At 71.2% G+C, this 12925-nt stretch carries 8 protein-coding genes; 7 read left to right on the top strand and 1 reads right to left on the bottom strand.

The window, feature by feature from the left end:
* Window positions 1-116: 116 nt before the first annotated feature.
* The 3 genes from HMPREF2833_RS08230 (at window position 117) to HMPREF2833_RS08240 (ending at window position 3341) form a co-directional block, all read left to right on the top strand.
* On the top strand, window positions 117-1523 hold the full coding sequence (locus HMPREF2833_RS08230) for an aldehyde dehydrogenase family protein (RefSeq protein WP_070637368.1): 1407 nt from the start codon (window positions 117-119) through the stop codon (window positions 1521-1523).
* Window positions 1524-1803: 280 nt separating this feature from the next.
* Window positions 1804-2886, top strand: a complete 1083-nt coding sequence (locus HMPREF2833_RS08235; protein WP_070637369.1) for an alkene reductase — start codon at window positions 1804-1806, stop codon at window positions 2884-2886.
* Window positions 2887-3134: 248 nt separating this feature from the next.
* Window positions 3135-3341 carry a cold-shock protein gene (locus HMPREF2833_RS08240; RefSeq protein WP_019310274.1) on the top strand — a complete coding sequence of 69 codons (207 nt, stop codon included), beginning with the start codon at window positions 3135-3137 and terminating at the stop codon, window positions 3339-3341.
* 188 nt (window positions 3342-3529) lie between these two features.
* Here the strand turns inward: HMPREF2833_RS08240 and HMPREF2833_RS08245 are convergent, their stop codons facing one another.
* Window positions 3530-5134, bottom strand: a complete 1605-nt coding sequence (locus tag HMPREF2833_RS08245) for a GMC family oxidoreductase (RefSeq protein WP_070637371.1) — start codon at window positions 5132-5134, stop codon at window positions 3530-3532.
* Window positions 5135-5467: 333 nt separating this feature from the next.
* On the opposite strand from HMPREF2833_RS08245, the gene HMPREF2833_RS08250 reads away from it, so the two are divergent.
* The 4 genes from HMPREF2833_RS08250 to HMPREF2833_RS08265 all read left to right on the top strand — a co-directional run bounded on the left by HMPREF2833_RS08250 (window position 5468) and on the right by HMPREF2833_RS08265 (window position 12899).
* Window positions 5468-6724, top strand: a complete 1257-nt coding sequence (locus HMPREF2833_RS08250) for an MFS transporter (RefSeq protein ID WP_070637373.1) — start codon at window positions 5468-5470, stop codon at window positions 6722-6724.
* A gap of 48 nt (window positions 6725-6772) precedes the next feature.
* Window positions 6773-8155: a D-serine ammonia-lyase gene (locus HMPREF2833_RS08255; RefSeq protein ID WP_070637377.1), complete on the top strand. Its 1383-nt coding sequence runs from the start codon at window positions 6773-6775 to the stop codon at window positions 8153-8155.
* A 112-nt stretch (window positions 8156-8267) separates the two neighbouring features.
* Window positions 8268-8900 carry a TetR/AcrR family transcriptional regulator gene (locus HMPREF2833_RS08260; protein ID WP_070637379.1) on the top strand — a complete coding sequence of 211 codons (633 nt, stop codon included), beginning with the start codon at window positions 8268-8270 and terminating at the stop codon, window positions 8898-8900.
* A 198-nt stretch (window positions 8901-9098) separates the two neighbouring features.
* Window positions 9099-12899: an MMPL family transporter gene (locus HMPREF2833_RS08265; RefSeq protein WP_070637381.1), complete on the top strand. Its 3801-nt coding sequence runs from the start codon at window positions 9099-9101 to the stop codon at window positions 12897-12899.
* Window positions 12900-12925 lie beyond the last annotated feature (26 nt).

Genomic DNA, 12925 nt, shown 5'->3' on the forward strand with positions numbered 1-12925 from the left:
CTGCGCAGCAGCTCCGACGCCTGCCGCGCACAAGTGATCCACGGCACAATGGGGGCAGCCGGCCGCGCTCACCGCGCTCACCCGCGCCGCCCGTCCACCGCCCCAGAGGAGCCACTGTGAACACCTGCCAAGACCTGCTCTCCGCCATCACGGACCCGTCCGGCCGCGAGATCCTGGACCCCGCCACGGGGGAGGTGGTCGGCACGGTCCACGAGTCCACCACCGCCGAGCTCGACGACGCCGTGGCCGCCGCCCGCGCGGCCCAGCCGGACTGGGCGGGGCTGGGCCACGCGAAGCGCTCCGAGTACCTGCACAGGGCCGCGGACGCCGTCGAAGCGAACGCGGAGGCGCTCGCCGAGCTGCTGTCCCGCGAGCAGGGCAAGCCCGTGAAGAACGGGCCGAACGCGGCGTTCGAGGTGGGCGGCTGCGTGGGGTGGCTGCGTGCCAGCGCGGACTTCCCGCTGGAGCCCGAGGTGCTCGTGGACGACGAGTCCGGGTACGCGGAGATGCAGTACGTGCCGCTCGGCGTCGTGGGGGCCATCGGGCCGTGGAACTGGCCCATGATGATCACCGTGTGGCAGGTCGCGGCCTCGCTGCGCATGGGCAACACCGTGGTGGTCAAACCCTCCGAGTACACGCCGCTGTCCGTGCTGGGCCTGGTGCACGTGCTCAACCAGGCGCTGCCCGCAGACGTTCTGCGCGTGGTCCCCGGCGGCGGCGAGGTGGGCAAGGCGCTGTCCACCCACGAGGACGTCGACAAGATCATGTTCACCGGCTCCACCAAGACCGGCCAGGCCATCATGCGCTCCGCGGCGGACGGCCTCGCCCGCCTGACCCTGGAGCTGGGAGGCAACGACGCCGGCGTCGTGCTCCCGGACGTGGACGCCCAGGCGGTTGCCGGGGACCTCTTCTGGGGCGCGTTCATCAACACCGGGCAGACGTGTGCGGCGCTCAAGCGGCTGTACGTGCACGAGGACGTGTACGAGGAGGTGTGCGAAGCCCTCGTGGAGGTCGCCCGGCAGATGCCCATGGGCAATGGCCGCGAGGAGCAGAACGTGCTGGGCCCGCTGCAGAACAAGCAGCAGTACGACATCGTGGCCGGGCTCGTGGAGGACGCCAAGAACGGCGGCGGCCGCGTGCTCATGGGTGGCGATCCGGTGGCCGAGCAGCCCGGCTACTTCTACCCCACCACGATCATCGCGGACCTGCCCAACGACAACCCCCTGGTGACCCAGGAGCAGTTCGGCCCCGCGCTGCCCGTCATCAAGTACTCGGACGTGGACGAGGCCGTGGCCATGGCCAACGGCCTGGACGTGGGGCTCGGTGCCTCCGTGTGGAGCTCCAGCACGGACAACGCCATGGCCGTGGCGCAGCGCCTCGAGGCCGGCACGGTGTGGATCAACAAGCACGGCGCCGTGGACCCGCGCATCCCCTTCGGCGGCATCAAGAAGTCCGGCTTCGGCCTGGAGTTCGGCGTGGAGGGCCTCAAGTCCGTGGCGGCGAGCAAGGTGATCTCCCGCTGAACCGCGACCTCGCTCCATGCAGTGCCGTGCACTGCGCAAGACCGGGGGAATGATCGGGTGAGCAGGTGACCCGATGGGGGATCGACGGGGCCGGGCGCGGACCGCTCGCGGAAGCGGGGGCACCCGGCCCCTGGTGTGCCCCGGGGTGTGGGGGAGGGGCGTCGGCGTGCCTCTGCGGCGGTCTCCGCACCCCGTGAACTTTCCGCAGGAATGGTCAGCGTAGCAAGGGTGTTGTCCCTGATGACCAGGCAGTAACCGCAGTTTCAACGGAGGGACCCGCATGCCCACCCTGTTCGACCCCATCACCGTAGGAGCCTTCGAGCTCACGAACCGTGTGGCCATGGCGCCGCTCACCCGGATGCGCTCCGACGAGGACGGTGTGCCCAAGGACATGAACGTGGAGTACTACGCGCAACGGGCCTCCGCGGGGCTCGTGGTCACCGAGGGCACGTTCCCCGCACTGACGAGCCGTGGGTTCTGGGGCCAGGCCGGGATCGAGACCTCCGAGCAGGCCCTCGGATGGTCCCGCGTGGCCGAGGGGGTCCACGACAAGGGCGGTGTGGTGTTCATGCAGGTCATGAACGCGGGCCGCGTCTCGCACCCCGAGCTCACGGGAGGCGCCACGCCGGAGGCCCCGAGCGCCGTCGGGATCGACCAGCAGACCCACGTGCCCAGCGGCAAGCAGCCCATTCCCGTGCCGCGTGCGCTGGAGACCGACGAGCTGCCGCGCATCCGGCAGGAGTTCGTCTCCGCCGCGCGTCGTGCGGTGGACGCGGGGATCGACGGTGTGGAGATCCACGGCGCGAACGGGTACCTGCTCCACGAGTTCCTGGCCCCGTCCGCCAACCACCGTGAGGACGAGTACGGCGGCTCGCCCGAGAACCGGGCGCGCTTCGTGATCGAGGTGGTGCGCGCCGTCGCCGAGGAGATCGGCGGGGACCGGGTGGGTCTGCGGATCTCCCCCGAGCACAACGTCCAGGGCGCCATCGAGGACGACCACGACGACGTCCGCGCCACCTACTCCGCGCTGCTCGCCGGCCTCCGGGGCCTGGGCCTGGCGTACCTGTCCGTGCTGCACAAGGACATCGACGGCGAGTTCGTGCAGGAGCTGCGCGGCCAGTTCGACGGGGTGTTCTACCTCAACAGCGGTTTCAGCGAGTACACCGAGCTCGAGGAGTCCGAGCACATCATGGCCGCGGACCTCGCGGACGGCGTCATGGTGGGGCGTGAGCTGATCGCCAACCCGGACCTGGTGGAGCGCTGGCGGGACGGCCTGGAGCTGAACACCCCGGACCCCAAGACCTTCTACCTGGGCGGCCCCAAGGGTTACGTGGACTACCCGTTCGCCGCAGCGCGCGTCTGAGACCGGGCACCCGGGGCCGTGTGGAGGAGGGCGGGTCGGAGGGGCGTCGGGGGCGCGACGTTTGACTCCGGCCCGCCGGGGCCGTAGCTTGAGGAGAAGTTGTTGAGGTTTCGTTTTGTCTTTTAAGCATCACCCCACCGTCTGAGGTGTGGCAGTTTTTCTGAAGAAACGTTCATGGCAAGCATCGCAACGCCGAGCCCCCGAAATTCGGGACGAGCTCACTTTCTTCCAGAAAGACAGGTCTGACTATGACTACTGGCACCGTCAAATGGTTCAACGCTGACAAGGGCTTCGGCTTCATCGCCCCCGAGGACGGCTCCGACGACGTCTTCGCCCACTTCTCCGGCATCAACTCCGGCGGCTTCCGCTCCCTCAACGAGGGCGACAAGGTCGAGTTCGAGGTGCAGCAGGGCGACCGCGGCCTGCAGGCCACGAACATCACGGTGATCTCCTGATCACTCCCTGATCATTCGTTCGCGGGCGAGGACAGCTCCCTGGGAACGACGAGACATGCGCTCTGCCGATTGCGGCGGAGCGCATTTCTCGTGGTCCGGCGGGCGCCTGGGGGTCTGCACGCCGCCCCGGAGCGCACGCGCTCTCCCGGGCTCTGGCCGGGCCTCGGCTCTGGTGACCCGGTCTCAGGTCACTCTCCCAGCAGCATCCGCGCCCCCTTCTCGCCGATCATGGCGGAGGGGGCGTTCGTGTTGCCGTTGGTGATGAACGGCATCACGGAGGCGTCCACCACCCGCACGCCGTCCACTCCTCGCACGCGCAGCGTGGCGGGGTCCACCACGGCCATCTGGTCGGTGCCCATGCGGCACGTGCCCACCTGGTGGTGGTAGGTGGTCACGGCCCGGTCCATGTAGGCGTCCTCGTCCGCCTCGGTGACCACGTCCGGTCCGGGGTAGATCTCCCGCGCGCCCCACTCCTCGGCCAGAGGGGACGACGCCGCCATGGCCCGCCCCTGCCGCAGCGACGCCCGCAGCGCCTCCCGGTCCCGGGGGTCCGAGAAGATGTTGGGGTCGTAGTTCGCCGGATCCGTGCTGCTGGGCCCGGTCAGGGTGATCCGGCCCCGTGAGTACGGGCGCACCAGCCCGGTGTGCAGGGTGAAGGCGTTGGCGGGGCCCTCCATCTGGTCGTCGTACATGGGCACGCAGAAGTGCAGGGGCTGGGTGTCCGGGCGGTCTTGGTCCGGGGTGGACTTCCAGAACAGGTGCGTCTGGGTCACCGCGATCTCGTCCTCGGGGTGCTCGATAACCCGGGCCGTGGCCTCCGCGATCACGGGCACGAGCAGGTGGTCGTGCAGGTTCTCGCCCACGCCGGGCAGGTCCACCACCGGCTCGATCCCCACCTCCCGCAGGTGCTCCGCGGGGCCGATGCCCGAGCGCATGAGGATCTTGGGGCTGTCCAGCGCCCCGGCGCACAGCACCACCTCGTCCGCCTCGATGACCTCCCCGTCCGAGCCGAGGTCCGCGGTGGGTTCCTCCGGCGAGACGCCCTCCACCTCGGCGTTCGGGCCCGCGTGCAGCTGGACCCCCGTGACCCGGCCGTCCGTGAGCACGAGCCGTTCCACCACCGCCCCGGTGCGGACCTCGATGGTGCCCCGGTCCACCCACGGCTTCGCGTACGCCATGTAGGTGGTCACGCGTCTGCCGTCCGCCACGGTCAGCTGCTCCTGGGAGATGCCCTCCTGAGAGCCGGAGTTGTAGTCGGCGTTGAACGGCACCCCCACGGCCTCGGCGGCCGCAATGATCGAGTCGAAGATGGGGCTGCGGTGGTAGCTGCCGACCACGGGCACGGGGCCGTCCGTGCCGCGGGGCGCGGCGGCGTCGTCGTCCGCGGAGGCGCCGTCGTAGGCCTCGAGCGCCTCGAAGACGGGGGCGACGTCGCGCCACGCCCAGCCCTCGCAGCCCGCGGCGGCCCAGTCGTCGTAGTCGAGCGGGTTGCCGCGCACCCAGATGGCGGCGTTGAGCGCGTGGGAGCCGCCCAGCACGCGCCCGCGCGGCCAGTGGATGACCCGGCCGGAGGCGTGCTCCTGCGGCACGGTGAAGTAGTCCCAGTCCTCGGGGCTGTGCCAGAGCTCGCCCAGGCGGGAGAGGTGCGGGATGGCCGGGTTGGTGTCCTCGCCGCCCGCCTCGATCAGCGTGACGCGGTGCCCGGCCTCGGCGAGGCGCCCGGCGACGATGGATCCTGCGGTGCCTGCGCCCACGACGACGGTGTGGCGCGCGCTGTCTGCTGTGCTGGTCATGGTCCCAGTATGTGATGCGGGGCACATGGCGGCTGGTCCTGGCGTGCACGGCATGTGGGGATGCGTGCAGAGCCGACCCGCCCACTCCACCCCCTGAGGATGAAGTGCGGGTTTTGCCGTCTACCGGGCAGTAGGCGGCAAACTCTGCATTTAATCCCGGGGTGGGGGGTCTGCACTAACGGAGCAAAAGCAAATTTTCGCTGCTCAGGCTGCGTTTGCTCCACAAGGCAGCACCACCGCCTGGCGGGGCGCCGGTAGAATCGCAGCGTTGTCAGGGGTTCTCCGCGTGTGTGGTCGGGTGCGCGGTCGTCGGTCGTACCCAGGAGCACGCACATGAGCACACCCCCGCCCCACGATTCCCCGCGCACGACGCCGCCCGCACCAGCCGGTGCCCCCTCGCTCATGTCCGCGGGTGGTTGGCCGTTCCTCATCACGGGACTCATCGGCCGCCTGCCCGCCGCCACTGTCCAGCTGGGGGTGCTGCTCTACGTGAGTGGGGCGGGCCTGGGGCTGGGGCTCGCCGGTCTCACCGTGGCCGCCACGGGCCTGGGCTCCGCGGTGGGGGCTCCGCTGCTGGGTCGGATGGTCGACCGCTTCGGACCGTTGCCCGTGGTCGTGTCCGCCACCCTGGTGCAGCTGCTCGGCATGAGTGCCCTGCTGAGCGTGGTGCTGCTCGAGGCGCCCTCCTCCCTGGTGCTCGTGGCCGGGGCCGTCATCGGCGCCGCGAATCCGCAGATCGGCGCCATCGCGAGGGCGCGCTGGTCGGCGCTCGCGCGGCGTCGTGGCACGCCCGGGCTGGTGAGCAAGGCCCTGGGCTACGAAACCGCGTGCGACGAGGTGGGTTTTGTCCTGGGCCCCGTGATCGCGGGCGTGCTGGTGGGGGTGCTGGGTCCGAATCCTGCCCTCGTGGTGCTCATGGTGTGGGTGCTGCTCGGTCAGGGGTGCTTCATCGTCTACCTCGCGCAGCGTCGCAACCTGACCCTGGACACCCGCTCGATCGAGGTCACGGACGGCTCCGCCCCACGGATCCGCTGGGCCGCCGTGCTGCCGCCGATGCTCGCGTGCCTGTGCGTGGGCACCGTGTTCGGGTCCACGCAGACCGCGCTCACGGCCATCAACGCCGAGCGCGGCACGGAGGCGTACACCGGACTGATCTACGGCTGCATGGGCGGGGGCAGTGCGCTCGCGAGCCTGCTGGTGTCCCGTCTGCCGTCCCGTGTGCCCCTGTCGGTGCGCGTGGCGTGCGGGGCGCTCCTCGTGGGGGTCATGGCCGTGCTGCTGATGGGCGTCCCGGGGCCGGTGGCGCTCTCGGTCCTCTTCGCGGCCACGGGCCTCGGTGTGGGCACTCTGCTGGTCAGCTCCTACACCCGGGGCGAGGAGGTTGCGCCCTCGCACCGCATGGCCAGTGTGATGACCATGCTCACCACGTGCATCGTCCTGGGGGTCTCGTTCGGCTCCGCGATGGGCGGGCTCCTGTCCGAGGTGCCCGAACGCGGCTTCGTGCTCACCCTGGGGGCGGGCGTCGCGGGGCTCGTGGCGGCGGTGGCCATGCACGCCACCCGCCCGAAGAGCACGCGCCGGGTGGTGTGAGGCAGCCCCCCCGTGGTCCCCTTCCCCTGACGGCGCCATGATGGACGCATGACAGCACAGCGTCCCGACCCGCGCCCCGCATCCCTGCCCCCGGCTCGGGAGGGCGCCGTCCCCGGCGGTCTCCTCGAAGATCCGCTGGCCGCGCGCCTGGCCCGGGAAGAGCCCCTGACCTGGTGGAATCCCGCCGCGACGGACGCCGCGCAGGGGCTCTCGGCGTCCCGCGTGGACCCCGCGATCGTCGACGACGCCGCCGCGCGCCTCGAGCGCTTCCGCCCCTGGATCGCGGCGACCTTCCCGGACACCGCCGCAGCGGGCGGGCTCATCGAGTCGCCACTGCAGGAGGCCACGGCCTGGCAGAACGCCGCCGGGGTGCGGAGCGGGCGGGTGCTGCTCAAGCGGGATGACATCCTCCCGGTCAGCGGCTCCGTCAAGGCGCGCGGAGGAGTGCACGAGGTGCTGCAGTACGCGGAATCGCTGGCCGTGGCGCACGGCCTCCTGCCGGACTCGACAACGCGCCCGGATGCAGACAAGGACTACACGGCGTTCAGCAGGGCACCGTTGCGCGCCCTCATGACCGAGCACCGCGTGGTGGTGGGCTCCACCGGCAACCTGGGACTGTCCATCGGGATCATCTCCGCCGCCCTCGGACTGCAGGCCACGGTGTACATGTCCACCCACGCCCAGCAGTGGAAGAAGGACCTGCTGCGCTCGCGGGGCGTGGAGGTGGTGGAGCACAGCACGGACTACACGGAGGCCGTGGCGGCGGGTCGCCGGGCGGCGGAGCAAGACGACGCGGTGCACTTCGTGGACGACGAGCACTCCCTGAGCCTGTTTGCCGGGTACGCCGTGGCCGGCGCGCGCGTGGCACGTCAGCTCACGGACCAGGGCATCGCCGTGGATCAGGACCATCCCCTCTACGTGTACCTGCCGTGCGGGATCGGAGGGGCTCCCGGCGGGGTGGGCTACGGTCTGGCGCGGGAGTTCGGGGATGCGGTGCGCTGCGTGTTCGTAGAGCCCACCCAGGCGCCGTGCATGCTCCTGGGGCTGCACACGGGACTCCACGACGGCATCTCCGTGGCGGAGCTCGGACTCACCACCCGCACGGTCGCGGACGGTCTGGCCGTGGGTCGTCCCTCGGGCTTCGTGGGCCGTGCCATGCAGGGCCTGATCGCGGGCTGCGTCACGGCGTCGGACGAGCAGATGACGGGCCAGGTCAAGGCCTTGCATGCCTCGGAGGGCATAGTCGTGGAGCCGTCCGCGGCCTCGGCCCTGGAGGCCATCCGCCGAGTTGCGGGGGAAGCGGCCGCTCGGGAGGGTGGCGGACCTCGTTCGAGCGTGGAAAGTCGCGTTCCAGAGGGAGCCACCCACCTCGCGTGGCTCACCGGTGGCGGCATGCTCCCCGCGGACGTGAGGGCGCGCTACCTGGGCTGAGGCGGCGTCGCGGATGCAGCGAAGGCGTGGGGGTGGCGCCTCTGGCCAAGGGGCGTGAGACCCTCCGCACAACAAGGTGCACTCCGTGCAATGACTGCCGTACGATGGCCCCGTGACACCCCAGCTGATCTCCGGATGCCGTGAACGGCGCGCAGCGGAGCCCAAGGACAAGCGCGAGGCCATCAGGCTGCGCAACCGCCGGGCCATCATCGCCGCGGCGGGGGAGCTCACGGCGGAGCTGGGCACCGAGGGTGTGAGCGTCAACGGTCTGGCAGAACGCGCCGGAGTGTCACGCAGGACCATCTTCAACCACTTCCCCTCGGCCCAGGACGCCGCCTTCGAGTACCTCTCGGAGCTGGTGACCGAGCTGATCGACACCGTGCTGGACGACCTCCCGGAGCCCACCGAACCGGAGACCGCATCGCTCGGTGAGGTCTACCGGCAGCTGATCGGAGCGCTGCGCGCCCGCGTGCTCATCGGGGACCTCCAGCCGGTGTTCTCCGTGGACGTGCAGGAGACCCAGGCCGCCTCCCTGTGGGGCTACCGGGTGACCCGCACGGCGGTGGAGCGCCTGAACGAGGTGCTGCGGGAGCGTCTGCCGCAGTACACCCCGTTCCAGACGCACCTCGTGGCCACCACCCTCATCAACTCGCTCGCCGAGTGCCTGGACGAGCGGGGGCGCCAGACCTGGGACGAGCTGCTGTCCACCGCCCTGGAGGTGCTGGGGAGGGGCTTCGACACCTGACGCCGCGGCGTCGTCCCCCGCCCGAGAACCACCGCAGCACCCGAGAACCACCGCAGCGGCAGAGAACCACCGCACCGAACGAGACCAGCGCACCGACCGGGACCACCCCGGACAGGCACCACCCGGGATCCGCAGCCGCCCCGCGCGGCGCTCCCGCCAGACACTTCACCGCACAGACGACTCAGTAGGAGAACTTCCGTGGCACGACTTCTGTACAGGCTGGGCAAGAGCTCGGCCGCTCACGCGTGGGCGGTGATCCTGGTGTGGCTCGCCGTCCTGGCGCTGGCCGTGGGTGGGGTGGCCGTCTCGGGGGTGCACCTGAGCAACGCCATCACGATCCCCGGGACCGAGACGCAGAACCTGGCGGACAAGCTGAAGGCGGAGATGCCGGAGGCCAACCAGGGGACGGGCCGGGTGGTGTTCTACACCGAGGACGGCTCGGGGTTCACCCAGGCCCAGAAGGACGGCATCGAGGACGCCCTGAAGGCCACGGAGGACGTCTCCGGGGTGGACTCCACCGTCAACCCGTTCGAGCGCCAGCAGCAGCTGGACGACGGCCGGCAGCAGCTCGAGGACGGCCGTCAGAAGCTGGAACAGGGCGAGAAGCAGATGGCCCAGCTGCAGAAGAGCCTCCCGCCCGGGGTGAGCCCGGAACAGGTGCTCAAGCAGCAGGGGATCGACCCGAACCAGCTGGAGCAGCAGAAGACCCAGCTCGAGCAGGGTGAGCAGAGCTACGAGCGCATGGGCGACTACCGCGTGGTCTCCGAGGACCAGAACTCCGCGATCAGCGTGGTCAACTTCACGCAGGAGCAGAACGCGGTGGAGGCGGACACCAAGACCGCCGTGATGGACGCCGTCCGCGCCCACCCGGTGGACGGCGTGGGTGTGGAGTTCTCCCAGGAGATCGCGCAGGACATCACCGCGCTGCTGGGCCCGTCGGAGATCATCGGCGTGGTCGTGGCCGGGCTGGTGCTGCTCATCATGCTGCGGGCCCTCGTGCCGGCCGCGCTCCCCGTGCTCACAGCACTGCTGGGCGTGGCCGTGGCCACCTGCATCACGCTCTCGTTCTCCGGTGCGGTGGACATGATGTCGGTGACGCCCATGCTCGGCGTGATGCTGGGCCTCGCGGTGGGCATCGACTACTCGCTGTTCGTGCTCAACCGGCACCGCCAGCAGCTGCGCCGCGGCGTGGAGGTGCGCGAGTCGATCGGTCTGGCCGTGGGGACCTCCGGCACCGCGGTGTTCTTCGCGGCGCTCACGGTGATGGTGGCCCTGGTGGCGCTGAACGTCACGGGCATCCCCTTCCTGGGGCTCATGGGCACTACGGCAGGACTGGCCGTGCTGGTGGCCCTGCTGCTGACCCTGACCCTCACCCCGGCGCTGCTCTCGCTGGCCGGGCGGCGGGTGCTGCCCAAGAAGCAGCGCAACGCCGCGCCGCACGAGGAGAGCATCGACGAGCACAACGTGCCCCTGCACCTGCGCCACCCGTGGATCACCACGCTGGCGTGCGCGGCCGTGCTGATCGTCCTGGCGATCCCCGCGCAGAGCATGCGCCTGGGTCTGCCGGACGCCTCCATCGAGGCCGAGGACAGCACGCAGTACAAGGCGTACCAGCGCATCGCGGAGGACTTCGGGGCCGGCGAGAACGGTCCCATCGCCGTCGTCGTGGACCTGCCCGAGGGCCTCAGCAAGGCCGAGGCGCAGGAGAAGATCAACGTGGTCTCGGACCAGCTGGCCGCCCAGGAGGACGTGGCCAACGTGCTGCCCGGCCAGCTCACGGACGACCGCGCCACCGGGGTGATCCAGGTGATCCCCGAGTCCGGGCCCGCCGAGGCGGCCACCGAGGAGCTCGTGGGCAGCATTCGCGACCTCAACGGCGACCTGGAGTCCCAGGAAGACGTCCACGTGGGCGTGGCGGGCACCACCGCCGCGAACATCGACGTCTCCCAGCTGCTCGGCGAGAAGCTCCCGCTGTACCTCGGCGTGGTCATGCTCATCTCGCTGCTGCTGCTGCTCATGGTGTTCCGCTCCGTGCTGGTCCCCGTGATCGCCACCCTGGGCTTCCTGCTCTCGGTGCTGGCGTCCCTGGGCGCCGTGGTCGCGGTGTACCAGTGGGGCTGGGGCGGCGCCCTGTTCGGCGTGCACGATCCCGGGCCCATCCTGAGCTTCCTGCCCACCCTGATGGTCGGCATCCTGTTCGGTCTGGCCATGGACTACCAGCTGTTCCTGGTCTCCGGCATGCGCGAGGCCTACGTCCACGGGCACCCCGCGCGGCAGGCCGTGGTCCACGGCTTCCGCGCCGGGCGCTCCGTGGTCACGGCCGCGGCGATCATCATGATCTCCGTGTTCGCGGGCTTCATCTTCTCGGAGCTGTCCATGATCCGGCCCATCGGCTTCGCGCTCGCGGGCGGTGTGCTGCTGGACGCGTTCGTGGTGCGGATGCTGCTGATCCCCGCGGTCATGCGCCTGCTGGGCGAGAAGGCCTGGTGGCTGCCGCGCTGGCTGGACAAGATCCTGCCGCACGTGGACGTGGAGGGTGAGTCCCTGCTGCGCGAGACCGCCGCCTCCACCGCGGACGCAGCGGACCACGCGGACGACGACGCCGCACGCCACTCCCACGCCAGGGGTCGCCACCGCGCGGACTCGGCCCACCGCCACCGCGGTTCGGGTCAGCACACCGGGGCGGCCGTGGCCGGTGCCGCGGCAGGTGCAGCCGGGGTGGCCGCCCACCACCGTGGTTCTTCCGAGGAGGAGGCCGCGCGCGGGGAGGCGTCGAGCCACGACCGGTCCGCCGTCGGGGGTGGGCTCGGCCCGGGTGGCCGAACCGCCGCTGCCGAGGCTCCGGAAGGTGCCGGTGCCACCGTGGAGAACTCCGCCCCTGTGGGCCGGGCATCCGGTGGGCCCTCGGCTGCCGCGGGGTCTGCGGCCGCTGCGGCCGGGGCCCGCCATGCGGCGTCGGCACCCCTGGGGGTGCCCGACGACGAGCGGACCGTGGCCGAGCAGCACCGCGCGCGGCGCCACGGGCGTCACGCAGCGGACGTCCCGGGCCACGAGGCCCCGGGCGCTGACGGCCCTGCGGCCCGGGAGGGGACCCCGGACGTGGTCCTCGTGCCCGCTGATCCCGCGCTGCGCGCGACCAACCAGGGTCTGCGGGTGCTTCCCGACGTGTGGGAGTCCGAGCAGAAGCTGCTGGCCTCGCTGGCGAGCTCCCGTGAGGAGGCCGCCCCGCACAAGTCCATGCACAAGCGGGCGACGTTCGAGAAGGTCATGGTGGCCGGGCGCCCGGTGGTCATCGCACGTCCCAGGCCCGCCCTGGAGCGTGCGGCTGCGCCGGTGGTCATCCACTGGCACGGTGGGGCGTACGTGCACCCCATGACGGGGACGCACTGGCGGTGGATCGACGCCCTCATGCAGCGCACCGGGGCCACCGTGGTGGTGCCGGGCTACGGGCTCGCTCCGGATCACACGGTGGACGAGGCCCTGGCGCTCGCCGACGGCGTGTGGTCCCTGGCGCGGTCCCTGTCCCCGCGGGTCTTCCTCGCCGGTGACTCCGCCGGCGGTGGTCTGGCGGTCGCTCAGGCCATGCGGCTGCGCGAGGCCGGTGCCGAGCAGCCCGCAGGGCTCATCCTGGTGTCCCCGTGGGTCGATGCCACAGTGAGCAATCCGGAGATCGAGGAGTACCGCTCCGTGGACCACATGCTGGACACCGAGGGCCCGCGCGCGGCCGGCCGCTGGTGGGCCGGAACCCGCGAGGTGACGGACCCCATGGTGAGCCCCGCGTTCGGTGAGGTGCACGGCCTGCCGCGCACGTTCGTGCTGCAGGGGGACCGGGACATGCTGTTCCCGGACACCATGGAGTTCGTCACGGACCTGGTCCGCGCGGGCGTGGACACCACCACCGTGGTGTGCGAGGGCGGCCCCCACGTGTACGCCCTGATGGTGTGGTCCAAGCGGGCCACCGAGGACCTCGACCGGGTGGTGCGCTGGATGGGCCGCTGAGCGTCCCTCGCACCGGCTCAACGGGC

It is taken from the genome of Kocuria sp. HMSC066H03, assembly GCF_001812045.1.
GTDB classification, from domain to species: domain Bacteria; phylum Actinomycetota; class Actinomycetes; order Actinomycetales; family Micrococcaceae; genus Kocuria; species Kocuria rhizophila.